Source organism: Actinomadura citrea (assembly GCF_013409045.1).
GTDB classification, from domain to species: Bacteria; Actinomycetota; Actinomycetes; order Streptosporangiales; family Streptosporangiaceae; genus Spirillospora; species Spirillospora citrea.
In genome coordinates this window covers 4,824,992-4,847,240 of the sequence record NZ_JACCBT010000001.1, presented here as the reverse complement: position 1 = coordinate 4,847,240, position 22,249 = coordinate 4,824,992, and the positions used below count along the sequence as shown (strand labels likewise).

The following is a 22,249-nucleotide window of genomic DNA, read 5'->3' as shown; positions in this document are numbered from 1 at the left end:
GGGATCCAGACCGGTGTCCATGCCGTTCTACGTGTCGCCCGAACAGCAGATGAAGGACAAGGCGGACTACGCGCGCAAGGGCATCGCGCGCGGCCGCAGCGTCGTGGTCCTGCAGTACGACGACGGCATCCTGTTCGTGGCGGACAACCCGTCGCGAGCGCTGCACAAGATCAGTGAGATCTACGACCGGATCGCGTTCGCGGCGGTGGGGAAGTACAACGAGTTCGAGAACCTGCGGCTCGGGGGCGTCCGCTACGCCGACATCAACGGCTACCAGTACGACCGCCGCGACGTGACGGCGCGGGGCCTGGCGAACGTGTACGCGCAGTCGCTCGGGACGATCTTCACCGAGACCAACAAGCCGTACGAGGTTGAGCTGGTCGTCGCGGAGGTGGGCGACGACGCCGACACCGACCAGATCTACCGGCTGACGTTCGACGGCTCGGTCGCCGACGAGCACGGCTACGTCGCCATGGGCGGGCAGGCCGAGGCGGTGGCGCAGTCGCTGAAGGACGGCTACCAGGAGGGCTCCTCGCTGGCGGACGCGCTGCGCACGGCCGTGCGGGCGCTGGAGGCCCAGGACTCCGACCGGCACCTGGAGGCGACCTCGCTGGAGGTCGCGGTGCTGGACCGCAACCGCGAGCACCGGCTGTTCAAGCGGCTCTCGGCGGCGCGGATCGGGGACCTGCTCGCCGCGGAGGACTCCGCGTCCGGCGTCACCTCCGGCGACGAGGACTCCGGGTCCGGCGGTACCACCGGCGGAACGGCCTCCTCGTCCGGCGCGGACGAGGACTGACGCGCGGGCGGGCGGGCCGCCGGACGGCGCCCCTGCCTGCCGAAACGGGCCCGCGGCGGCGGGGACGGCGACCACCGTCCCCGCCGCCGCGGGCCCGCGGCGTTCCGGGCGCCTTGCGACGCGGCGGCCGCGTTCGCCGGAAACGGTGGGTCGAGAGACTGCCAAGTGACGGCCGCGCCGCATAGGGTCTTGGTGTGGACAGGCGCATCTTCGGGCTTGAGAACGAGTACGGCGTCACCTGCACCTTCCGCGGGCAGCGGCGGTTGTCACCGGACGAGGTGGCGCGCTATCTGTTCCGCAGGGTCGTGTCGTGGGGCCGTAGCAGCAACGTGTTCCTTCGCAACGGGGCTCGGCTCTACCTGGACGTGGGGAGCCATCCGGAATACGCGACGCCGGAGTGCGACAGCGTCGTCGACCTGGTGACGCATGACAAGGCGGGCGAGCGGATCCTGGAGGGCCTTCTGGTCGACGCCGAGCGGCGGCTCCGCGAGGAGGGCATCGCCGGCGACATCTACCTGTTCAAGAACAACACCGACTCGGCCGGCAACTCCTACGGCTGCCACGAGAACTACCTGGTGGGGCGGCACGGCGAGTTCGGACGGCTCGCGGACGTGCTGATCCCGTACCTGGTGACCCGGCAGATCATCTGCGGCGCCGGCAAGGTCCTGCAGACGCCCCGCGGCGCGGTGTACTGCGTGTCGCAGCGGGCGGAGCACATCTGGGAGGGCGTGTCGTCGGCGACGACGCGGTCCCGTCCGATCATCAACACCCGTGACGAGCCGCACGCGGACGCCGAGCGGTTCCGCCGCCTGCATGTGATCGTCGGCGACTCGAACATGAGCGAGACGACGATGCTGCTCAAGGTCGGGGCGACCGACCTGGTGCTGCGGATGATCGAGGCCGGGGTGGTGATGCGCGACCTCACCCTGGAGAACCCGATCCGGGCGATCCGCGAGGTCAGCCACGACATGACGGGCCGCCGGAAGGTGCGGCTGGCCAACGGCCGCGAGGCCAGCTCGCTGGAGATCCAGAAGGAGTACTACGGCAAGGCGCGCGACTTCGTGGACGCGCGAGGCGGCGACGCGACGGCCAAGCGGGTGCTGGAGCTGTGGGAGCGGACGCTGCGCGCGGTGGAGACCGGGGACCTGGACCTGGTCTCGCGCGAGATCGACTGGGTGATCAAGTACAAGCTGATCGAGCGGTACCGGCGCAAGTACGACCTGCCGCTGTCGTCGCCGCGCGTGGCCCAGCTCGACCTCACCTACCACGACGTGCACCGCGACCGCGGCCTGTACTACCTGCTGGAGAAGCGGGCGTCCGTCGACCGGGTGTCGCGCGACCTCGACATCTTCGAGGCGAAGTCGGTGCCGCCGCAGACGACGCGGGCGCGGCTGCGGGGCGAGTTCATCCGCAAGGCGCAGGAGAAGCGGCGCGACTTCACGGTGGACTGGGTCCATCTGAAGCTGAACGACCAGGCGCAGCGCACGGTGCTGTGCAAGGACCCGTTCCGCTCCGTGGACGAGCGCGTCGACAAGCTCATCGCCGGCATGTAGGCGCGGCGCACGGCGGTCCCGGGGGCGCGTCCCGGACCGCGCGGGACGACACGCGCACGGCAGGTTACCGGCAGGTCACCTGGGCGGTAGGGTGAGCGCGCAGTAGCGCTCACCACCCCCGAAGGACCCCCGTATGCGCCGTCGTGTTCGGTTCCTCCCCGCGGCCGTCGTGCTCGCCCTGCCGCTCGTGCTGTCCGCCGCCTGCTCGGGCGGCGGCGTGGACGTCGAGGTGAGCGGGGACTTCGGGAAGCTGCCGCAGGTGAAGTTCCCCAAGGGGGCGCCCGGCGACTCCTTCGCGGTGAAGACCGTCAGGAAGGGCGGGGGAACGGCGGCGCGCAAGGGCGACCTCGTCGTGGCCGACTACGTCGGCTACCGGTGGAACAAGGGCGGGCGCAAGCTGCTGGCCAGCAGCTACTCCAAGGGCGAGCCGGGCGCGTTCCCCACCGGCCGGCTGGTGCCCGGCCTCACCAAGGCGTTCGAGGGGGTGCGGCCGGGATCGCGGGTGGTGACCCGGATCCCGCCCAAGGACGGCTTCGGCGACGAGGGCGACCCGAAGCACCAGGTGGGCGGCGACGACACGCTGGTGTACGTCCTGGACGTCCGGGCGGTGTACCCGCGGACGGCGGGCCCGCACGGCGCGCGGCAGGCGCCGCTGGACGAGCCGGGGCTGCCGAAGGTGGCGGACGCGGCGGCGGGGCAGGCGCCGGCGGTGACGATGCCGCGCTCGGCCCCGCCGAAGGGCCTTCAGGTCCGGACCCTGGTCAAGGGGAACGGCCCGGCCGTGCGCAAGGGCCAGCTGGTGGCGCTGCAGTACGGCGGGTACTTCTGGCGCGACGGGAAGATGTTCAACTCCTCCTGGTCGGAGGGTCACCCGTTCGGGGCGATGATCGGGACCGGCCAGGTCATGAAGGGCTGGGACCAGGGCCTGGTGGGCCAGCGGGTGGGCGGCCGCGTGCTGCTGGTGGTGCCGCCGGCCCTCGGGTACGGGGCGAAGGGGCTGGCGCAGTTCGGCATCAAGGGCAACGACACGCTGGTGTTCGTCGTGGACCTGCTGGGCGCGCACTGAGCCGCGCGCTCTAAGTCGAGTTCCCGTCGTTCTTAGAATGGCGGGATGGAGGACATCGACGCGATCGCGCTGCTGCAGGACCCGGTGCGGCGGCGGCTGTACGAGTTCGTCGCGGCGCAGGGCCGCGAGGTGGGGCGGGGCGAGGCCGCCGAGGCGGCCGGCGTCGCGCGGACCCTGGCGGCGTTCCACCTGGACAAGCTGGTCGACGCCGGGCTGCTGGAGGCCGGCAGCAGGCGGCTGACGGGGCGGTCGGGCCCCGGGGCGGGACGCCCGGCGAAGGTGTACCGGCGCTCGGCGGCGGAGCGGGACGTGTCGCTGCCCGCCCGCGACTACCGGACGGCGGCGGGGCTGCTGGCCGAGGCGGCCGAGACGGCGGGTCTCGACATGGAGCTCCAGGACGCGGCCCGCCGCAGGGGAAGGGCGCTGCGCGGCCAGGGCGCCTCCTTCGACGACCTGGACCAGCTGGCGGACGTGCTGGCCGGCCGCGGCTACGAACCCGTCTTGGACGACGACGGCGCCGTCCTGCGCATGCGCAACTGCCCCTTCCACACGGTCGCCGAGCAGTTCCCGCCGCTCGTCTGCGGGATGAACCTGGCGCTGCTCGAAGGGCTGGCAGAGGGCTCGCGGGTCCGGGTCCGGATGGATCCGCGGCCCGGGTGGTGCTGCGTCGCGGCCGCTCCTTCTAAAAACAATGAGCATTGACATAGAAGTGGGGAGCGTGGTGGGGTGAGCCCATGAGCACACGGACCCGGTACCACCTCGCCCAGTTCAACCTCGGCACGCTCCGCTTTCCCCTCGGCGACCCGCGCATGGCGGACTTCCTCTCGCTGGTGGAGCCGGTCAACGCGCTCGCCGACGGCACGCCCGGATTCGTCTGGCGGCTGGTGGAGGAGGGGGAGGCCGACGCCACCGGGATGCGCCCCGCCGGCGAGGACGTCATCGTCAACTTCTCGGTGTGGGAGTCGGCGGAGGCGCTGTGGGACTTCGTCTACCGCAGCGGCCACCTGGAGACGATGCGGCGCCGCCGCGAGTGGTTCCAGCGGCACGTGGACGCGCATCTCGTGCTGTGGTGGGTGCCGGCGGGCCACATCCCGAGCGTCGGCGAGGCCCTGGAGCGCCTCGCGCTGCTCCGCGCGGACGGCCCCTCGCCGCGGGCGTTCACGTTCACCTCGTCCTACACCGCCGAGGAGGCCGCGGGCGCCGACGCCGGCGCCGTTTCAGCCGGCACCCTTTCTGCCGGCACCGGGCCCGCGGCGCTCTAGGGTCAGCCGAGCAGGGCGGCCGTGTGGCGGCCCGCCGCGGCCGCCGTGAGGAAGTAGGGGAGGTCCTCCTCCAGCCGGCGCCCCATGGTCGACAGCCGGACGCCCCAGTCCTTCTCGGCGGTCCTGAGGGCCTCGTGGAGGCCGTCGACGGGGACCGGGACGAGCCGGTGCCGTTCGCCCAGCGGCGCGGCCCCGGCAGCGACGCGGGCGCCGAAGGGGCCGCCGAGCTCGGGGACGGGGATGTCGGCGCGGGCCAGCGCCACGCGCCCGTAGGCGGTCAGGGAGTGGTGCGAGACGCCGATGTGGCGCTCGCGCCTGTCGCCCTCGCTGACCCGCAGCGACCCCACCGGCCGCCCGCCCAGCACGGACGCGGCGTTGACGGCCTCGCCCGCCGTGACGCCCGAGAAGCCCCACCTGGTGCCCGTCCCCAGGTTGCCCGGGCCCTGGGCGAGGACCACCGCGTCGGCCTCCAGGACGAGCCGCGCGGCCAGCAGGCCGGTGTGGACGGTGACGGCCTCGAGGTCGCCGCCGAACGCCTGCCCCACGGTGACGGTCGCGGCGAGCGCCCCGGCGTCCTTCAGCCGGGCGATCGACATCGAGAACCACGACGGCAGCGCCCCGCCGTCCGGCATCACGTAGACGACCCGCGCGTCCGGGCGCCCGGCCAGCAGGGCGGCAAGGATCGGGGGCAGCGCGGAGTGCAGGTCGGCGACGATGACGGGCATCCGGTCCAGCGAGTCGGCGTCGCGCAGGACCGCGTGGTGGGGGGAGTCCTGCTCGTCGGCGCCGAGGACGGTGGCCTGCAACGGGGTGTAGCGGGCCTTGACCAGGTGGCCGGGCCCCTCCGGGTCGGGCGGGAGCCGGTCCGGGACCGCGACGACCATGGCGTACCCGCCGGTGCCGAGACCCATCGCCAAGGCCGTAGTGTTGAGCAGGACGGTGTCGCCCGGTTCGGGCCTGCCCACCAGGGCGGGATAGGCCAGGGCCCGGTGCGTCCCTTCGCCCCCGATCGAGACGTCCAGCTCGACCGCCCCCGGCCATTCGCGGCGGATGTCCTCGACTGTGCCTTTGCGCCATCGGATCACACCGGGAAACGGTAGCGTCCTGCGGGACGGCACGTGGGGACGATCGGCGCGCCGGCCGGGGTTCGGGGCTCACGGAGGGAACGAGGTGGTGGCGAAGTGTCGCGGCGCAAGACCGAGCGGCTGCTGAACCTGGTGGTCTGCCTGCTCGCCACCCGGCGCTATCTGACGGCCGAGCAGATCCGCCGGGCGGTGCCCGGCTACCCCGACTCCGACGAGGCGTTCAAGCGCATGTTCGAGCGGGACAAGGAGGAGCTGCGCGAGCTCGGCGTCCCCCTGGAGGTCGGCAGCGACCAGCAGGGCGGCGGCGGCGAGGAGATCGGCTACCGGATCCCACCGCAGGCCTACGAGCTGCCCGACATCCACCTGTCCCCGGACGAGGCGGCGGTGCTGGGCCTGGCGGCGCGGGTGTGGCAGCGCGCCAGCATGGCCGAGGCGGCGTCGGGGGCGCTGCTGAAGCTGCGCGCGGCCGGGGTGGAGACCGACGTGGCCGCCGCGACGGGCATCGAGCCGCGGGTGAACACGCACGACCCGTCCTTCCCCGCCCTGTGGGAGGCGGTGCGCGACGGCCGCCCGGTCGCGTTCGACTACCAGGGCATCGGGCGCACGTCGGTGGCGCGCCGGCACCTGGACCCGTGGGGCGTGGTGAGCCGGCGGGGCCGCTGGTACGTGGTCGGGTTCGACCGCGACCGCGACGAGCAGCGGGTGTTCCGGCTGAGCCGCATCGTCGGGGACGTCGCGCCGGACGGCCCGCCCGGGTCGGTGACGGTCCCGGACGGGGTGGACGTGCGGCGCATCGCGTTCGACTGGAGCGAGCCGCTCGGCGAGCCCCGCCCGGCGACCGTCCGGCTGCGGCGCGGCGCGGCGCAGGGCCCGCGGCGGTGGGCCCGCGACGTCCGCCCGGTCGAGGAGCCGGCCTGGGACGGGGAGTGGGACGAGGCGGTCCTGACCTTCGGAGACGTCGACCGGTTCGCGCCCTACCTGGCGCGGTTCGCCGACGACGTGGTGGTCCTCGACCCGCCGGACCTGCGCGAGGCGGTGGTCCAGCACCTGAAGTCGGTGCTGGCCGCGGCCGGCGCGCACCCGGCGGCGGCGCACGGCGAGCATGGGGAGATGAACGGCCGATGACGGCGAAGACCGCGGCGAAGGCGGCGACGACGTCCACGGACCGGCTCGCGCGCCTGCTGGCACTCGTTCCGTACGTGGTGAACCGCGACTCGGTGGCGCTCGGCGAGGCCGCCGCCGCGTTCGGGGTGACCGAGAAGCAGCTGATCGACGACCTGAACCTGCTGTGGTGCGTGGAGCTGCGCGCGCCCGACCCCTACTGCCCGATCGACCTGTCCTACGAGGGCGGGGAGATCACGGTGGCGGAGGCGGAGTCGATCGCCCGGCCGCTGCGGCTGAAGGTGGACGAGGCGAGCGCGCTGCTGGTGGCGCTGCGGATGCTGGCCGAGATCCCCGAGTTGCACGACCGGGACGCGCTCAGCCGCGTGATCGCCAAGCTGGAGACCGCGGCGGGCGCGGCCGCGGCGGTGTCCAGCAAGGTCTCCGTGGAGGTGGACGCCCGGGGCGGCTCGGCCGACTCGGCCCGCACCGCGGTCGGCGTCCTGCGCGAGGCGATCGCGGCGGCCCGCCGCGTGCACTTGACCTACTACGTCCCGGCGCGGGACGAGAACACCGAGCGCGACGTCGACCCGATGCGGCTGCTGGTCGTGGAGGGCACCACCTACCTGGAGGGCTGGTGCCGCCGGGCCGAGGGGGTGCGGCTGTTCAAGCTGGACCGGATCGCCGACCTGTCGGTGCTGGACGTGCCCGCCGAGGTGCCGGACGATGCGGAGCCGATCGACGTGGACGCCGGCCTGTTCCGCCCCTCGCCGCAGGACGAGGCGGTCACCCTGGAGCTGTCCGCGCGCGGCCGGTGGGTCGCCGACTACTACCCGTGCGAGAGCGTGGAGGAACTGGGGGAGGGGCGGCTCCGGGTCGTCCTGCGCACCCCGGACGCCCGCTGGGTGCGGGGCCTGGCGCTGCGCCTCGGCGACCAGGGCCGCGTCGTGGCCCCGGAGGCGATCGCGGCCGGGGTGCGGGACGACGCGGCGCGCGCGCTGGCCCGGTACGGCCTGGCGTGAGCCGATCGGATAGCGTGGCGGGCGTGGCGTGGGTCTCGGTGTCGGTGTCGCTCGGTTTCGCAGGGCTGGCCGTGCTCGCCTGGTGCGCCTTCAAGGTGTGGCTCGGCGTGCGGCGTTTCGGACGTGAACTGGAACGCACCAGGCGCCGGCTGGAACCGGAACGGTCGGCGCTGCGCGATGAACTCTCCCGGCTCGAGGACGATCGGTCGCCACAACCGCCCGGGGACGGCGTACGATCGTCCTGAGTGTCACCTGTTGAAGAGGACTGCACATGCCGAACATCGGGACCCCCGAACTGCTCATCATCCTGCTGGTCGTCGTCCTGATCTTCGGGTCGGCGAAGCTGCCCCAGCTCGCCCGTTCGCTGGGCAAGTCGGCGCGCATCCTGAAGGCCGAGACCAAGGGCCTGCGCGAGGACGATGACGACGCGCCCGCCGATCGGCCCGCCAAGACCATGCCGACCTCGCAGGGCGACGAGGCGCGTGACAGGGCGGCCCGGCTGCGCGAGGAGGCCGCCCGGCTGGAGCGCGAGGCGGCGGCCTCCGAGGGCGGGCAGCGTTCCCGCGGCGCGCTGGCCTCGGGTGAGCCGATCCAGGGTGTGCCGGTGTCGGACCCCGGTCAGGCGCGCAAGGGCTGACCCGGCCCACGCCACGACCACCCCGCCCCGCGACCCCCGAGCCGAATGCCGACGATGAAGCTGAACAGGCGCGACGCCGCCCCCGACGGCCGCATGCCCCTCATGGAGCACCTCCGTGAGCTGCGGAACAGGCTGATCAAGGCCGTGCTGGCCTTCGTGGTGGGCGCGGTCCTCGGCTGGCTGCTGTTCGACCCGGTCTGGGACTTCCTCAAGCAGCCGTACTGCTCGCTGCCCCAGTCCCACGTGGTCGACAAGGACCAGTGCTCCCTGTTCGTGAACGGGATCTTCTCCTCGTTCTTCCTGAAGCTGAAGATCTCCTGCATCATCGGCGGGGTCATCTCCGCGCCGGTCTGGCTGTACCAGCTCTGGGCGTTCGTGGCGCCGGGCCTGTACCAGCGGGAGCGCCGCTGGACGTACGTCTTCCTCGGCGCCGCCGTCCCGCTGTTCTTCGTCGGCACCGGCCTGGCGTACCTGACCGTCGACAAGGGCCTGGCGATCTTCCTGGGGTTCGTCGCCGACGACGTCAAGCCCCTGATCACGGTCGACAGCTATCTCAGCTACGTGCTGACGATGCTGCTGGTGTTCGGGCTGACGTTCGAGCTCCCGCTGTTCGTGGTCGTCCTGAACATGGCGGGCGTGCTGAGCTCGTCGCGGATCCGCCGGTCCCAGCGGCTGATCCTGTTCGGGATCTTCGTCTTCGCGGCGGTCGCCACGCCGAGCGCCGACCCGTTCACGATGCTCGCGCTCGCGCTGCCGACCGTCCTGCTGTTCGAGATCGCCGCGCTGCTGGCCTTCTTCAACGACCGCAGGCGGGCCCGCCGCCCCGACCCGTACGCGGGCCTGGCCGACGACGAGGTCTCGCCCCTCGACCTCGAATCGATCGACGCGGAGCTGGAGAAGGGCGACCGGGCCCGCTGATTGGGTATCGGGCCGGTCGAAACCGTAGGCTCGATGGTATGACCACCCCCGACACCACGTCGGCCGGACAGAGCCCGGCCCAGCGCTACGCCGCCTACCGCAGGCGCACCGGCGGGAACGGCCCGGCCCTGCTGGACTTCCGGACGCTGTACGACTTCGAGCTCGACGCGTTCCAGCTGGAGGCGTGCCAGGCACTGGAGGACGGCAGCGGCGTGCTGGTCGCCGCCCCGACCGGTTCCGGGAAGACGGTGGTGGGGGAGTTCGCGGTCCACCTCGCCCTGACCGGCGGCAGCAAGTGCTTCTACACCACGCCGATCAAGGCGCTGTCGAACCAGAAGTACGCCGACCTCGTCCGCCGGTACGGCCCGGAGAAGGTGGGCCTGCTCACCGGCGACAACAGCGTCAACGGGGAGGCCCCGATCGTCGTCATGACGACCGAGGTCCTGCGGAACATGCTGTACGCGGGCTCCCAGACCCTCGCCGGGCTGGCGTTCGTCGTGATGGACGAGGTGCACTACCTCGCCGACCGGTTCCGCGGCGCCGTCTGGGAAGAGGTGATCATCCACGTTCCGGACTCGGTGCGGATCGTGGCGCTGTCGGCGACCGTCAGCAACGCCGAGGAGTTCGGCGAGTGGCTGCACGAGGTCCGCGGCGACACCGCGGTGATCGTGGACGAGCACCGCCCCGTCCCGCTGTTCCAGCACATGCTGGTGGGGACGCGGCTGTACGACCTGTTCGTCGACACCGGCAAGGGCGGCGACCGGCAGGCCAGGCTGAACCCGCAGCTGACCCGGATGGCGGTGGAGGAGGTCCGGCGCGCCAAGGTCAACCAGGGGCGCCGCACCGGCCGCCGCCGGGCCCCGCGCCCGCAGCGGTTCCGGCCGCCCGCCCGGCCCGATGTGATCGAGCGGCTGGAGCGCGCCGGGCTGCTCCCGGCGATCACGTTCATCTTCAGCCGCGCCGGCTGCGACGCCGCCGTCCTGCAGTGCCTGCACGCCGGGATCCGGCTGACCTCCAAGGAGGAGGCCGAGGAGATCCGCGCGCACGCCGAGCTGCGCACCGCCGACATCGCGACGGAGGACCTGCGGATCCTCGGCTACGGCGACTTCCGGGAGGCCCTGGAGCGCGGCGTCGCCGCCCACCACGCCGGGATGCTCCCCACGTTCAAGGAGATCGTCGAGGAGCTGTTCACCCGCGGGCTGATCAAGGCCGTGTTCGCCACCGAGACGCTCGCGCTCGGCATCAACATGCCCGCCCGCACCGTGGTGATCGAGAAGCTGGACAAGTGGAACGGCGAGGCCCACGTCGACCTCACCCCGGGCGAGTACACCCAGCTCACCGGGCGCGCCGGACGGCGCGGCATCGACGTCGAGGGCCACGCCGTCGTGGTGTGGGGCCCGAACGTCGAGCCCGCGTCCGTGGCCGGGCTGGCCGGCACCCGCACCTACCCGCTGAACTCCAGCTTCCGGCCGTCCTACAACATGGCCGTCAACCTGGTCGGCGCCGTCGGCAACGAACGGGCCCGCACGCTCCTGGAGGAGTCGTTCGCGCAGTTCCAGGCCGACCGCGCCGTCGTCGGCCTGGCCCGGCAGGTGCACAAGAACGAGGAGGCCCTGCAGGGCTACGCCAAGGCCGCCGAGTGCCATCTCGGCGACTTCATGGAGTACGCCGCGATGCGGCGGCGGCTGTCGGACCGCGAGTCCGAGCTCTCGCGCGAGCGCGCCGGGGCCCGCCGCGCCGAGGCCGCCCGGTCCCTGGAGCGGCTGCGTCCGGGCGACGTCATCCTCGTCCCGTCCGGGCGGCGCTCGGGCCTGGCCGTCGTCCTCGACCCGGGCGTCGGCCGCCGCTCCGACGGCCCCGCGCCGCTCGTGCTGACCGTGAACCGGTCGGTGCAGCGGCTGTCGATCCAGGACTTCCCGCGCGCCGTCGAGCCCGTCGAGCGGATCCGCATCCCGAAGTCCTTCAGCCCCCGCAACCCGCAGGACCGCCGCGACCTGGCGTCCACGCTGCGCAACAAGGTCCCCGACGACGTGCGCGAGCGCAAGCGCTCGCGCGCCGACTCGCCCGCCGTCGACGACGCCGAGATCACCCGGCTGCGCGCCGAGCTGCGGCGGCACCCGGTGCACGGCTGCGACAAGCGCGAGGACCACGCCCGCTGGGCCGAGCGCTACCACCGCCTGGACCGCGAGACCGAGCAGCTCCGGCGCCGCGTCGAGGGCCGCTCGCAGGTCATCGCCCGCACGTTCGACCGCGTCTGCGCCGTCCTGCAGCAGCTCGGCTACCTCGACGGCGACTCCGTCACCGCCGAGGGCCGCCGCCTCGGCCGCATCTACAACGAGCTGGACCTGCTCACCGCCGAGAGCCTGCGCGAGGGCGTGTGGGAGAAGCTCGGCCCGGCCGAGCTGGCCGCGTGCGTGTCGGCCCTCGTCTACGAGTCGCGGCAGCCCGACGACGCCACTCCGCCCCGCACGCCCCCCGGCCCGGCGCAGGACGCGCTGGCCGCCATGGTGCGGCTCTGGGGCGTGCTGGAGGGCGTCGAGCGCGACAACCGCGTCTCCTTCCTGCGCGAGCCCGACCTCGGCTTCGCGTGGACCGCCTACCGGTGGGCCAAGGGCGACGACCTCGACGAGGTGCTGATGGAGAGCGACCTCACCGCGGGCGACTTCGTGCGGGCCGTCAAGCAGCTGCTCGACCTTCTCGGCCAGGTCACCGACGCCGCGCCGCCCAACAGCCACATCCGCAAGACCGCCCGCCGCGCCATGGACGCCATGCGCCGCGGCGTCGTCGCCTACTCCTCCGTCGCCTAGGCGGCGCGGCGCCGCGCCCGCCGGGCCGAGAGCGTCCGGTCCACGCGGAAGGTGGCCAGCCTCACCAGCAGGGGCTCCGGCGGGCGCCTCAGCCAGGCGGGGGTCAGGCGGTGGCCGAGGCGGGCCGTCCGCAGGAGCGCGCCGGCCGTCCGGCGGCGGGCGGGGGTCCACGGCAGGCCGAACTGGCCCCGCAGCTCGTCGGGCAGGAGCGCGGCCGTCAGGAGGCGGAAGATTGCGAGCGCGGGGGCCAGGGCGCGCAGGCGGCGGGGCCACAGGACCGCGTCGGCGACCTCGCGGGCGGTGGCGGTGACCTCCAGGGCGGCGAGCGTGTCGGCCATGTAGGCGCGGAACGCGGCCAGGTCGGGCGGCTGCGTCTCCAGGGGGCAGCCGAGGACCTCGGCGACGACCCGCGCCTGCCGGTAGTAGGCCTCGGCCAGGCCGGGGTCGCCGCCCCGCATGACGTGCTCGTAGACGTGCAGGGCCGAGTCGATGAGGGTCGCGTTGACCCAGAGCTGCAGGTCCGGGTCGTTGCCGGAGTAGTCATCGCCGCGGACGGTCGTGTGGATGCCGCGCACCTTCGCCGCGATGCGCGCCACCTGCTCCGGCGTGCCGAAGGTGACGATCAGCAGGAAGTCGAGGGTGCCGAACAGCCGCGCCAGGGGGCGCTCGGCGAAGTCGCTGTGCTCGGCGACGCCGCGCGCCACGGCCGGGTGGGCGAGCTGCATGAGCAGGGCCCGGCCGGCCGCGAGGCCGACCAGGGGCTCGGCGGCCAGGGCCCGCAGCACGTCGCGGTCGGCGAGGCGGTCGGGCGTGATCTGGGACGGGGCGGTCACGGCGCCTCCCGGGGTCGGATCGTGCCCGGTCATCCTCGCGCACCTATTGGCAGATGGTCAATAACGTGCCGGATTCCGGTCCGGTGGCCCGGCGCGGAGGATGAAGAGAGCATCGGTTACCAAACCTGAGAGAAATGTCGTATGTGACGGCTGTCGATGGCACAATCAGGCGTTTCATCGGAACACGAGAAAGGCCCCGATCGTGGCCATCCGCGACAAGATGGGCGCCAACGCGGCCCACGCCCTGCAGCCGGGTGAGAACATCCAGGCGGTGTTCGGCGCTCAGACCACGAGCCAGTACTTCGCCCTGCTCTCGTACTGGATCATCATCTTCAGCAACGCCTACCGGGTCGTCGTGGTGACGGACCGGCGCATCCTCGTCTGCCGGTCCGGGCGGCTGCGCATGACGCCGGTCAACGAGGTCCTGCGGGAGCTGCCCCGGGGCACCCGGATCGGCCCGCCGAGCGGGCTGTGGTGGCGCTGCGAGACTCTCGGCGAGAAGCTGTACGTGCACAAGCGGTTCCACAAGGACATCAACGCCGCCGATGGGGTCGCCGCCTGACGTTCCCCCTGACGAGGCGCCCTCCCGGCTCGGGGAGGGCGCCTCGCCGTCTGCGCCCCCGGCGCGGCGCGCCCAGCCGGTGGGTGACGGATCGGCTCCAAGGAGGATCCGTCCGGAGCGGCGGGGCGCTAGTGTGATTCCGGTCACGGATCACTCACCGAGAGACGCCGGGAGAGGCATGATCGAGGCGGAGAACCTCACCAAGCGCTACGGCGACAGGACGGCCGTGGACGACCTGTCATTCACGGTGGTCCCCGGGCGGGTCACCGGGTTCCTCGGCCCCAACGGCGCCGGGAAGTCGACCACCATGCGGCTGCTGCTCGGCCTGGACCGGCCCGACCGCGGGGACGCCCGGATCCACGGCCGCCACTACCGCGACCTGAACGCGCCGCTGCGCGTCGTCGGGGCGCTGCTGGAGGCGCGGGCCGTGCACACCGGCCGCAGCGCCTACAACCACCTGCTGTGCCTCGCCCAGACGCAGGGCATCGGCAAGAAGCGCGTCGACGAGGTGGTCGAGCTCGTCGGCCTCGCCGGCGTGGCCCGCAAGCGCGCCGGCGGCTTCTCGCTCGGCATGGGGCAGCGGCTCGGCATCGCCGCGGCGCTGCTCGGCGACCCGTCCGTGCTCGTGCTCGACGAGCCCGTCAACGGCCTCGACCCCGAGGGCATCGTCTGGATCCGCACGCTCATGCAGCGGCTCGCCGCCGAAGGGCGCACGGTGTTCGTCTCCAGCCACCTGATGAACGAGATGGCCGTCACCGCCGAGCACCTCATCGTCATCGGCCGCGGCCGGCTGATCGCGGACTGCTCCACCGAGGAGTTCATCGAGCGCAGCACCGAGAAGGCGGTGATCGTCCGCAGCCCGGACGCGGCCCGCCTCGCCGACCTCGTCACCGCCGAGGGGGGCAAGGCCTTCCCGGACGGCGAGGGGCTGCTCAACGTGACCCACATGGAGGCGCCCCGCGTCGGGGAGCTCGCCGCGGCCGGGGGCATCGTCCTGCACGAGCTCACCCCGACCCGCGGCTCGCTGGAGACGGCGTTCATGGAACTGACCCGCGAGAGCGTCGAGTACGGCGGAGGCGGCGCGCCCGTCCCGGACACGGTCCCGCCCCCGAGCGCGGTCCCCGTCGAGGAGGGGGAGACCCGATGACCACGGCCACCACCACGCCCGCCGCGGACCCCGCGGCCCACCCGCGCCCCGGCTTCGGGCGGCTGCTCCTCTCGGAGTGGACGAAGATCCGCACCGTGCGGTCCACGCTGTGGACGCTCATCCTGCTCGTCATCGTGGACCTCGGCTTCACCGCGCTGCTGGTGGGCCTCACCGTCGCGCAGTGGGACAACACCGACCCCGCCGACCGCGCCTCGGTCGTCGCGGACCCGACCGGCTTCATCCTCGGCAGCGGGTTCTTCCTCGGCCAGCTGACCATCTGCGTGCTCGGCGTGCTGGTGATCGCCTCGGAGTACTCCACCGGCATGATCCGCGCGAGCCTGCTCGCGGTGCCGCGGCGGCTGCCCGTGCTGTGGGCCAAGGCCCTGGTGTTCGGGGCGGTCGTGTTCGTCCTCGGCGTCGCGGTGTCGTTCGTCTCGTTCTTCATCGGCTCGGCGCTGATCGGGGACAAGGTGCAGGTGTCGCTGGCCGACGAGGGCGTTCTGCGCGCCGTCATCGGCGGCGGCCTGTACCTGGCGATGCTCGGTCTGTTCGCTCTCGCGATCGGCGCCATCGTCCGGCACCCCGCCGGAGGCATCACCGGCGTCATCGGGTTCGTGCTGGTGCTGGCGCCCCTCGCCACGCTCCTGCCCGGCAGCATCGGCGACCACATCCACGCCTACCTGCCGTCCGAGGCCGGCCAGCTGATCGCCAAGTCCCGCCAGGGCACCGACGACCTGCTGACCCCCTGGCAGGGGTTCGGGGTCTTCGCGCTCTGGACGGGCCTGCTGCTCGCCATCGGCGCGGTCCTGCTCAAGCGCCGCGACGCCTAGCCGCCGGGGCCGTCCGGCCCGTCCGGGCCGCCTGCGGGGCGGCCCGGACGGGTCAGGCGTAAAGAGGTCAAGACCTAACGATTCCCCCGCGGGCTCCGAGTAACGGCGGGTCCCCGGGTAGTGGGAGGGCATGCAGGTCGACCCCGTGCCCAGGACTCCCGCCCGAAGGCCCTTCACGGGACCGCTCGCCGACGGGTTCTCCTGCGGGACGCGGATCGAGGCGGGCACCGCCGGCCGCCTGCGCCATCTCGCCGACCTCCTCCCGGAGGGGCGGTGACCGGCTGCGGACCGGTCCCGGACCGCGTTGGCGGACGCGGGACCGGTCCCTGTAGAAAGTCGTCATGAACGAGCGGCACGACGACGGCGTCGATGCGGTGACCTCGGCGCTGCTGACCGCGTCCCGCCTGCTGGTGGCGGTCTCGGTGCGCTCCCTGGCCGCGGCGGAGGGCGCCGTCACGCTGCCGCAGTTCCGGCTCCTGGTGGTGCTGTCCTCGCAGGGGCCGGCCAAGCTCGTGACGCTCGCCGGGCTCCTGGAGGTCAACCCCTCGACCGCGATGCGGATGGTGGACCGGCTGGCCGCCGCCGGTCTGGTGGACCGGCAGGCCAGCCCGGACAGCGGCCGTGAGGTCCGCATCCAGCTCACTCCGGCCGGGCGCGGCATCGTCGACGACGTGACCGCCCGCCGCCGCGCCGACATCGCCGCGGTGGTGTCCCGGATGCCGGCCGGGCAGCGGCGCGCCCTCGTGGACGCCCTGCGCGCCTTCACCGAGGCCGGCGGCGAACCGCCGGTCACCTCCCTGGCCCTGCTCGGCTGGACCTGAGGCCCGGCCCGAACCGGTCCGCCCCTGGTCGAACCCGCCCGCCCGGACGTGCGTACTGCGCATCGACGCCCCTCCCCTCGACCGAAAGGCGGCGGCGGATGCGAGAACCCCGACCGGTCATCGCGGCGGCGTGCGGCCTCGCCGCGGCGCTGCTCCTCGGCGCCTGCACGCCGATCGGCCGCCAGGCCGCCGACGGCGGCGCCGTGGCGCCGCAGGCGAACGCCCAGAACGCGGGCCAGTCCACCGTCGACACCCCGTGGGGGCCGCTCGGCCCCGCCGACCGGGACCTCGTCGTGCGGGTCCGGCAGGCGGGGCTCTGGGAGATCCCCGTCGGCCGGGAGGCCGAGCGCCGCGCCGCGCGGGCCGCGACCCGCCGCAACCTCGGCGAGATCGCCCGCCAGCACGCCCGGCTGGACGAGCTGGACCGCGCCATCGCCGCGAAGCTGAACGTCCCGCTGCCGAACCAGCCCACCCCGGACCAGCAGAGCTGGATGTCGGAGATCACTGGAAAGTCGGGCAACGACTACGACCGGACGGCCGTCGCCCGGCTGCGGATGGCGCACGGGCAGATCTACCCGGCGATCGCCGCCGTCCGCGGCAGTACCCGCAACACGCTCGTGCGGAGCTTCTCCGAGCAGTGCGAGACGTTCGTCCGCACCCATATGAGGCTTCTGGAGGGCACCGGATTCGTCACCGGCGACATGCTGCCCGACCCGCCCCAGGCCACCGGCGCGCCCCCGCCCGGGGACCCCGGCCACTCCCACAGCCCGGCGCCGGCAGCGACCTCGCTGCTGGGCGGGCGGTAGGCCGGGGGCGATCCCCGGTCAGGCGGGCAGCTCGGCGATCAGTTCGCCCAGGGTCGCGCCGAGCGGGGCGTCCAGCGTGACGAGCGCGTGCGGGTCGCCCCGGGTGGCGCCGCGGTTGACGATCGCCACCGGGACGCCGTGCCGCGCCGCGTGCCGGACGAACCGGTAGCCCGACAGCACCGTCAGCGACGACCCCAGCACCAGCAGCGCCCCCGCCCGCTCCGTCAGCGCGTAGCAGTCCCCGACGCGGGCGGGCGGCACGTTCTCCCCGAAGAAGATCACGTCGGGCTTGAGCGCGCCGCCGCACCGCTCGCAGCCCACGATCCGGAACGTCTCGACGGCCTCGTCGCGCAGGACGGCGTCGCCGTCGGGGTTGATCGTCTCGGCGCGGGCCGTCCAGCCGGGGTTGGCCCCGCGCAGCCGCTCGTCCAGCCGCTCGCGCGCCGACCGCTCGCCGCAGGACAGGCAGACGACGCGGTCCAGCGCGCCGTGCAGCTCGATCACCTCGCGCGCGCCCGCGGCCTGCTGGAGCCCGTCGACGTTCTGGGTGATGATCCCCGCCAGCAGGCCGCGCCGCTGGAGCTCGGCGACCGCGCCGTGCCCGGCGTTCGGACGGGCCCGCGCGATGTACCGCCAGCCGAGGTGGCTGCGCGCCCAGTAGCGGCGCCGCGCCGCCTCGCTCCCGATGAACGCCTGGTAGGTCATCGGCGCCGCGCGCCGCCGGCGGCCCGTCTCGCCGCGGTAGTCGGGGATGCCCGACTCGGTCGACAGCCCCGCGCCGCTCAGCACCACCACGTCGCCGTCCGAGACGAGGTCGGCCAGCATCGGCAGGCCGGCACGCGTCCCGTTCCCCACAACCTCCGTCACCCTTCCATGGTGCACGACCGTGGCGGGTCCGGTGCGCCCGGCGCGTCCGGCCTCGCGGGCGGGCCGGCTGTGAGGGCCACTTAACGCGGGGGTGACAGCGAAGATCCCTCCAAGTAATACGGGCCGCCGAGGATCGGGCCCATGGGAGCCGACAGCAGACCGGACAAGCGCCTGGTCGTCGCCGGCCACGGGCCGGCCGCGCACCGACTGGTGGAGGCGGTGCGCGAGCGCGACGCCGCCGGCACGTGGACGATCACCGTGATCGGCGAGGAGCCCCGCGCCGCCTACGACCGGGTGGCGCTGACGACGCATCTGGAGGGCGCCGACCTGGCCTACCCGGCGCACGACGGCGCGGTCGCCGTGCGGACCGGGGAGCGGGTCACCGGGATCGACCGCGCCGCCCGGACGGTCGCCACCTCGGCGGGGCGCGCCGTCCCCTACGACGCGCTCGTCCTGGCCACGGGGTCCTCCCCGTTCGTCCCGCCGGTCGAGGGCGGGGACCTGCCGGGTGTCTTCGTCTACCGCACGATCGACGACCTGGACGCGATCCGCGCGTACGCGCGGGGCAGGACCACCGGCGCCGTCGTCGGCGGCGGCCTGCTCGGCCTGGAGGCGGCCCGCGCGATCCAGGGCCTCGGCCTGCGCAGCGGCGTCGTGGAGGTGGCGCCGTGGCTGATGCCGCGCCAGCTGGACGAGGGCGGCGGCGCGATGCTGCGCCGCCACATCGAGGCGCTCGGCATGGCCGTGCACGCGGGCACCCCCATGCGCGCCCTGGAGGCGGGGGAGGACGGCTCGGTCCGGCGCGTCGTCCTGGAGGACGGCACGGTGCTCGACGCCGAGGTCGTGGTGTTCTCCGCCGGGATCCGCCCGCGCGACGAACTGGCCCGCGGCTGCGGCCTGCCGGTGGGGGAGCGCGGCGGGATCGTGGTGGACGCCTCCTGCCGCACCGAGGACCCCGCCGTCTTCGCGATCGGCGAGTGCGCCCTGGTCGGCGGCATGGTCTACGGGCTGGTCGGGCCCTGCTTCTCGATGGCCGAGGTGGTCGCCGACCGGCTGCTGTCCCCCGCGAGCACGGCGGTGTTCGAGGGCGCGGACATGTCGACGAAGCTCAAGCTGATGGGCGTCGACGTCGCCAGCTTCGGCGACCCGTTCGCCGGCCCCGAGCAGGGCGCGCTCGGCGTCACCTACACCGACCCCGTCGCCGGGGTCTACAAGCGGCTCCTCGTCAGCGACGACGCGCGGACGCTGCTCGGCGGCGTCCTCGTCGGCGACGCCGAGTCCTACGGCACGCTCCGCGCCCACGTCGGCGGCAGCCTGCCCGGCGCGCCCGAGCAGATGCTCTTCGGCGGTACCGAGGCGGCGGGCGGCGACCTTCCCGGCGCGACGGTCATCTGCTCCTGCAACAACGTCACCGCCGAGGGGATCCGCTGCGCGGTCGCCGAGTGCTCCCTGACCGACGTGGCCGGCGTGAAGGACCGCACCCGGGCCGGGACGAGCTGCGGCAGCTGCGTCCCGCTGGTGAAGCGGATCCTGGACGCCGAGCTGACCGCCGCGGGCATCGAGGTCAGCAAGGCGATCTGCGAGCACTTCGACTACAGCCGCGCCGAGCTGTTCGACATCGTCCGGGCCGGGCGCGTCGCGAGCTTCACCCAGCTCGTCCAGGAGCACGGGACGGGCCGCGGCTGCGACATCTGCAAGCCCGCCGTCGCCTCCATCCTCGCCAGCCTCGGCAACGGCCACATCCTGGAGGGCGAGCAGGCGGCGCTGCAGGACACCAACGACCACTTCCTGGCCAACCTGCAGAAGAACGGCACCTACTCGGTGGTCCCGCGGGTCCCCGGCGGGGAGATCACCCCCGAGAGGCTCATCGTGATCGGGGAGGTGGCGCGCGACTTCGGCCTCTACACCAAGATCACCGGAGGCCAGCGGATCGACCTGTTCGGCGCCCGCGTCGAGCAGCTGCCCGAGATCTGGCGGCGGCTCGTCGAGGCCGGGTTCGAGTCCGGCCACGCCTATGGCAAGGCACTGCGCACGGTGAAGTCGTGCGTGGGCTCCACCTGGTGCCGCTACGGCGTCCAGGACTCGGCCGCGATGGCGATCCGGCTGGAGATGCGCTACCGGGGGCTGCGCGCCCCCCACAAGCTGAAGTCGGCCGTGTCCGGCTGCGCCCGCGAGTGCGCCGAGGCGCAGAGCAAGGACTTCGGCGTCATCGCCACCGAGAAGGGCTGGAACCTCTACCTCGGCGGGAACGGCGGCATGCGGCCCCGGCACGCGGACCTGTTCGCCACCGACCTCACCGACGAGGAGTTGCTCACCTGCATCGACCGGTTCCTGATGTTCTACATCCGCACCGCCGACCGGCTGCAGCGCACCGCCGGGTGGCTGGAGTCCCTGGACGGCGGCCTGGACTATCTGCGCGAGGTCATCGTGGACGACCGGCTCGGCATCTGCGCCGACCTCGACGCGGCCATGGACCGCCACGTCGCGTCCTACTCCGACGAGTGGCGCGACACCCTGGACGATCCCGAGCGGCTCCGCCGGTTCGTCTCGTTCGTCAACGCCCCGCAGACCCCCGACCCGAGCATCGCCTTCGAGGTCGAGCGCGACCAGATCAAGCCCCTCCCGCTGGAGGTGAAGCGGTGAACCCCGTGGACGCGGCGCGCGTGGTCGTCATCGGCAACGGCATGGCCGGCTCCCGGCTCGTGGACGAACTGCGGTCCCGGGACGCCGTGACGCCCGTGACGGTGTTCGGCGCGGAGGCGCAGCGCCCCTACAACCGGATCCTGCTCTCGAACGTCCTCGCAGGGAAGACGCGGCCCGACCACATCAGCCTGGTCGACGCCGCCTGGTACGCCTCCCACGGCGTGGACGCCCGTCTCGGCGTCGAGGTCACCCGCATCGACCGCGCGGCGCGGACGGTGCACGCCTCGGACGGGACGGTCACCCCCTACGGCACGCTCGTCCTCGCGACCGGCAGCACCGCGTTCGTCCCGCCGATGCCGGGCCTGGAGGACGGCCTGCCGCGCGGCGCGGAGGTGTTCCGCACCCTGGAGGACTGCCGCCGCATCTCCGCCCTGGCCGAGTCGGCGCGCCGCGCGGTGGTCGTCGGCGGCGGGCTGCTCGGCATCGAGGCCGCGCGCGGGCTCACGGGCCGCGGCCTGGAGGTGACCGTCCTGCACCTGGCCGGGCACCTCATGGAGCGCCAGCTCGACCCGGCCGCGGGGCGGGTCCTGGCCCGCACGCTGGCGGCCCTCGGCATCGGCACCCGGCTGCAGGCCGCCGTCACGGGGCTGCGCACCGCCGGCGGCGCGGTGACCGGCGTCGAGCTGGCCCTGCCCGGCGGCGGGACGGAGGTCGTCGACGCCGACCTGGTCGTCCTGTCCTGCGGCGTCCGGCCGGAGGTGGGCCTGGCCCGGGACGCGGGCCTGGCCGTCGGCCGGGCCGTGATCGTCGACGACGAGCTGCGGTCGGTCACCGATCCGGCCGTCCGCGCCATCGGCGAGTGCTCCGAGCACCGCGACGAGGTGTACGGGCTGGTGGCGCCCGCGTGGGAGCAGGCGGGCGTGCTCGCCGGCCTGCTCGCCGGCACCGACCCCGCGGCGCGGTTCACCGGCGCCCGCCAGATCACCCGGCTCAAGGCCGCCGGGATCGAGCTGGCGTCCATGGGGGAGACCCACTTCGGCGACGACGACGAGGACGTGGAGGTCGTCCGGTTCACCGACGCCGCGCGCGGCACCTACAAGAAGGCCGTGATCCGGGACGGGCGGCTGATCGGCGCGATCCTGCTCGGCGAGACCTCCACCGCCGGGACGCTCACCCAGCTCTACGACCGGGCCTCGCCGCTGCCCGCCGAGCGCCTCGGCCTGCTGTTCCCCGGCGTCGGAGCGGCGCCCGAGGCCGAGTCGCCGGTGCGGATGCCGGACGCGGCGACCGTCTGCCAGTGCAACAACGTCAGCAAGGGCCAGATCCGCGCCTGCTGGCAGAGCGGCGCCCGCACGGCCGACGCCGTCGCGCGGGGCACCCGGGCGAGCACCGGCTGCGGCAGCTGCCGGTCCGCCGTCGAGGGCATCGTCGCCTGGCTGGAGGAGCAGGACACCGTGGACGTCGCTTGAGGGTGCGGCGGGTAGGCTCCGCCG

22 protein-coding genes are annotated in these 22,249 nt (G+C 73.7%); 19 read left to right on the top strand and 3 right to left on the bottom strand.

Annotated features, from left to right (window positions below):
- The first annotated feature begins 19 nt into the window (after positions 1–19).
- The 5 genes from prcA to BJ999_RS22700 all read left to right on the top strand — a co-directional run bounded on the left by prcA (position 20) and on the right by BJ999_RS22700 (position 4,677).
- Positions 20–796, top strand: a complete 777-nt coding sequence (gene prcA, locus BJ999_RS22720) for a proteasome subunit alpha (RefSeq protein WP_179838743.1) — start codon at positions 20–22, stop codon at positions 794–796.
- 194 nt (positions 797–990) lie between these two features.
- Positions 991–2,349 carry a Pup--protein ligase gene (pafA, locus tag BJ999_RS22715; RefSeq protein WP_179835160.1) on the top strand — a complete coding sequence of 453 codons (1,359 nt, stop codon included), beginning with the start codon at positions 991–993 and terminating at the stop codon, positions 2,347–2,349.
- A gap of 133 nt (positions 2,350–2,482) precedes the next feature.
- Positions 2,483–3,415, top strand: coding sequence for an FKBP-type peptidyl-prolyl cis-trans isomerase (locus BJ999_RS22710; protein WP_179835159.1), 933 nt, complete (start codon positions 2,483–2,485; stop codon positions 3,413–3,415).
- Positions 3,416–3,460: 45 nt separating this feature from the next.
- Positions 3,461–4,117, top strand: a complete 657-nt coding sequence (locus BJ999_RS22705) for a helix-turn-helix transcriptional regulator (protein ID WP_179835158.1) — start codon at positions 3,461–3,463, stop codon at positions 4,115–4,117.
- A gap of 32 nt (positions 4,118–4,149) precedes the next feature.
- Positions 4,150–4,677: a DUF3291 domain-containing protein gene (locus BJ999_RS22700; RefSeq protein WP_179835157.1), complete on the top strand. Its 528-nt coding sequence runs from the start codon at positions 4,150–4,152 to the stop codon at positions 4,675–4,677.
- Positions 4,678–4,679: 2 nt separating this feature from the next.
- Here the strand turns inward: BJ999_RS22700 and BJ999_RS22695 are convergent, their stop codons facing one another.
- Complete coding sequence (locus tag BJ999_RS22695) at positions 4,680–5,762, bottom strand: DUF3866 family protein (protein ID WP_179835156.1); 1,083 nt, start codon at positions 5,760–5,762, stop codon at positions 4,680–4,682.
- A gap of 96 nt (positions 5,763–5,858) precedes the next feature.
- On the opposite strand from BJ999_RS22695, the gene BJ999_RS22690 reads away from it, so the two are divergent.
- From BJ999_RS22690 to BJ999_RS22665, 6 genes are read left to right on the top strand one after another with little or no spacing between them, the layout of a single operon-like run.
- Positions 5,859–6,887, top strand: coding sequence for a helix-turn-helix transcriptional regulator (locus tag BJ999_RS22690; protein ID WP_179835155.1), 1,029 nt, complete (start codon positions 5,859–5,861; stop codon positions 6,885–6,887).
- A complete protein-coding gene (locus tag BJ999_RS22685; protein ID WP_179835154.1) occupies positions 6,884–7,885 on the top strand; it encodes a helix-turn-helix transcriptional regulator in 1,002 nt (333 codons plus the stop codon). The genes BJ999_RS22690 and BJ999_RS22685 overlap by 4 nt, the downstream gene beginning before the upstream one ends.
- A 23-nt stretch (positions 7,886–7,908) precedes the next feature.
- Positions 7,909–8,130: a hypothetical protein gene (locus BJ999_RS22680; protein WP_229810316.1), complete on the top strand. Its 222-nt coding sequence runs from the start codon at positions 7,909–7,911 to the stop codon at positions 8,128–8,130.
- Between the two features lie 26 nt (positions 8,131–8,156).
- A complete protein-coding gene (tatA, locus tag BJ999_RS43125) occupies positions 8,157–8,522 on the top strand; it encodes a twin-arginine translocase TatA/TatE family subunit (RefSeq protein WP_179835153.1) in 366 nt (121 codons plus the stop codon).
- 54 nt (positions 8,523–8,576) lie between these two features.
- A complete protein-coding gene (gene tatC, locus BJ999_RS22670; RefSeq protein WP_179835152.1) occupies positions 8,577–9,440 on the top strand; it encodes a twin-arginine translocase subunit TatC in 864 nt (287 codons plus the stop codon).
- A 38-nt stretch (positions 9,441–9,478) separates the two neighbouring features.
- Positions 9,479–12,247, top strand: a complete 2,769-nt coding sequence (locus tag BJ999_RS22665; RefSeq protein WP_179835151.1) for a DEAD/DEAH box helicase — start codon at positions 9,479–9,481, stop codon at positions 12,245–12,247.
- Here BJ999_RS22665 and BJ999_RS22660 read toward each other — a convergent pair.
- The gene (locus BJ999_RS22660; RefSeq protein ID WP_229810317.1) at positions 12,244–13,080 is read right to left on the bottom strand and encodes an oxygenase MpaB family protein; all 837 of its coding nucleotides are present in this window, start codon (positions 13,078–13,080) and stop codon (positions 12,244–12,246) included. The two genes, BJ999_RS22665 and BJ999_RS22660, sit on opposite strands and share 4 nt — an antisense overlap.
- Positions 13,081–13,282: 202 nt before the next feature.
- Here BJ999_RS22660 and BJ999_RS22655 point away from each other — a divergent pair, with 202 nt between their 5' ends.
- The 6 genes from BJ999_RS22655 (at position 13,283) to BJ999_RS22630 (ending at position 17,246) form a co-directional block, all read left to right on the top strand.
- Positions 13,283–13,642 carry a hypothetical protein gene (locus BJ999_RS22655; RefSeq protein WP_179835149.1) on the top strand — a complete coding sequence of 120 codons (360 nt, stop codon included), beginning with the start codon at positions 13,283–13,285 and terminating at the stop codon, positions 13,640–13,642.
- 178 nt (positions 13,643–13,820) lie between these two features.
- Positions 13,821–14,789, top strand: coding sequence for an ABC transporter ATP-binding protein (locus tag BJ999_RS22650; RefSeq protein WP_179835148.1), 969 nt, complete (start codon positions 13,821–13,823; stop codon positions 14,787–14,789).
- Complete coding sequence (locus BJ999_RS22645) at positions 14,786–15,619, top strand: ABC transporter permease (RefSeq protein WP_179835147.1); 834 nt, start codon at positions 14,786–14,788, stop codon at positions 15,617–15,619. The genes BJ999_RS22650 and BJ999_RS22645 overlap by 4 nt, the downstream gene beginning before the upstream one ends.
- Positions 15,620–15,749: 130 nt before the next feature.
- A complete protein-coding gene (locus tag BJ999_RS22640) occupies positions 15,750–15,896 on the top strand; it encodes a hypothetical protein (protein ID WP_179835146.1) in 147 nt (48 codons plus the stop codon).
- A gap of 64 nt (positions 15,897–15,960) precedes the next feature.
- The gene (locus BJ999_RS22635; RefSeq protein WP_179835145.1) at positions 15,961–16,440 is read left to right on the top strand and encodes a MarR family winged helix-turn-helix transcriptional regulator; all 480 of its coding nucleotides are present in this window, start codon (positions 15,961–15,963) and stop codon (positions 16,438–16,440) included.
- Between the two features lie 98 nt (positions 16,441–16,538).
- A complete protein-coding gene (locus BJ999_RS22630) occupies positions 16,539–17,246 on the top strand; it encodes a DUF4142 domain-containing protein (protein ID WP_179835144.1) in 708 nt (235 codons plus the stop codon).
- A gap of 18 nt (positions 17,247–17,264) precedes the next feature.
- Here the strand turns inward: BJ999_RS22630 and BJ999_RS22625 are convergent, their stop codons facing one another.
- Complete coding sequence (locus BJ999_RS22625; RefSeq protein ID WP_179838742.1) at positions 17,265–18,071, bottom strand: NAD-dependent protein deacetylase; 807 nt, start codon at positions 18,069–18,071, stop codon at positions 17,265–17,267.
- A gap of 183 nt (positions 18,072–18,254) precedes the next feature.
- Here BJ999_RS22625 and nirB point away from each other — a divergent pair, with 183 nt between their 5' ends.
- Together nirB and BJ999_RS22615 are read left to right on the top strand one after the other, a co-directional pair.
- On the top strand, positions 18,255–20,756 hold the full coding sequence (gene nirB / locus BJ999_RS22620; protein ID WP_179835143.1) for a nitrite reductase large subunit NirB: 2,502 nt from the start codon (positions 18,255–18,257) through the stop codon (positions 20,754–20,756).
- Positions 20,753–22,225 (top strand): FAD-dependent oxidoreductase, encoded by a 1,473-nt coding sequence (locus tag BJ999_RS22615; RefSeq protein ID WP_229810318.1) that lies wholly within the window; start codon positions 20,753–20,755, stop codon positions 22,223–22,225. Before nirB ends, BJ999_RS22615 begins: the two co-directional genes overlap by 4 nt.
- The last annotated feature ends 24 nt before the right edge of the window (positions 22,226–22,249 follow it).

What these genes read in the sequence shown, in the direction of transcription:
- BJ999_RS22625 (WP_179838742.1), bottom strand. Translation starts at nt 18,071, where the DNA reads ATGCTGGCCGACCTCGTCTCGGACGGCGACGTGGTGGTGCTGAGCGGC.
- BJ999_RS22645 (WP_179835147.1), top strand. Translation starts at nt 14,786, where the DNA reads ATGACCACGGCCACCACCACGCCCGCCGCGGACCCCGCGGCCCACCCG.
- BJ999_RS22685 (WP_179835154.1), top strand. Translation starts at nt 6,884, where the DNA reads ATGACGGCGAAGACCGCGGCGAAGGCGGCGACGACGTCCACGGACCGG.
- tatA (WP_179835153.1), top strand. Translation starts at nt 8,157, where the DNA reads ATGCCGAACATCGGGACCCCCGAACTGCTCATCATCCTGCTGGTCGTC.
- BJ999_RS22710 (WP_179835159.1), top strand. Translation starts at nt 2,483, where the DNA reads ATGCGCCGTCGTGTTCGGTTCCTCCCCGCGGCCGTCGTGCTCGCCCTG.
- BJ999_RS22705 (WP_179835158.1), top strand. Translation starts at nt 3,461, where the DNA reads ATGGAGGACATCGACGCGATCGCGCTGCTGCAGGACCCGGTGCGGCGG.
- prcA (WP_179838743.1), top strand. Translation starts at nt 20, where the DNA reads ATGCCGTTCTACGTGTCGCCCGAACAGCAGATGAAGGACAAGGCGGAC.
- BJ999_RS22630 (WP_179835144.1), top strand. Translation starts at nt 16,539, where the DNA reads ATGCGAGAACCCCGACCGGTCATCGCGGCGGCGTGCGGCCTCGCCGCG.
- BJ999_RS22635 (WP_179835145.1), top strand. Translation starts at nt 15,961, where the DNA reads ATGAACGAGCGGCACGACGACGGCGTCGATGCGGTGACCTCGGCGCTG.
- BJ999_RS22700 (WP_179835157.1), top strand. Translation starts at nt 4,150, where the DNA reads ATGAGCACACGGACCCGGTACCACCTCGCCCAGTTCAACCTCGGCACG.
- tatC (WP_179835152.1), top strand. Translation starts at nt 8,577, where the DNA reads ATGAAGCTGAACAGGCGCGACGCCGCCCCCGACGGCCGCATGCCCCTC.
- BJ999_RS22640 (WP_179835146.1), top strand. Translation starts at nt 15,750, where the DNA reads ATGCAGGTCGACCCCGTGCCCAGGACTCCCGCCCGAAGGCCCTTCACG.
- nirB (WP_179835143.1), top strand. Translation starts at nt 18,255, where the DNA reads ATGGGAGCCGACAGCAGACCGGACAAGCGCCTGGTCGTCGCCGGCCAC.
- BJ999_RS22665 (WP_179835151.1), top strand. Translation starts at nt 9,479, where the DNA reads ATGACCACCCCCGACACCACGTCGGCCGGACAGAGCCCGGCCCAGCGC.
- BJ999_RS22650 (WP_179835148.1), top strand. Translation starts at nt 13,821, where the DNA reads ATGATCGAGGCGGAGAACCTCACCAAGCGCTACGGCGACAGGACGGCC.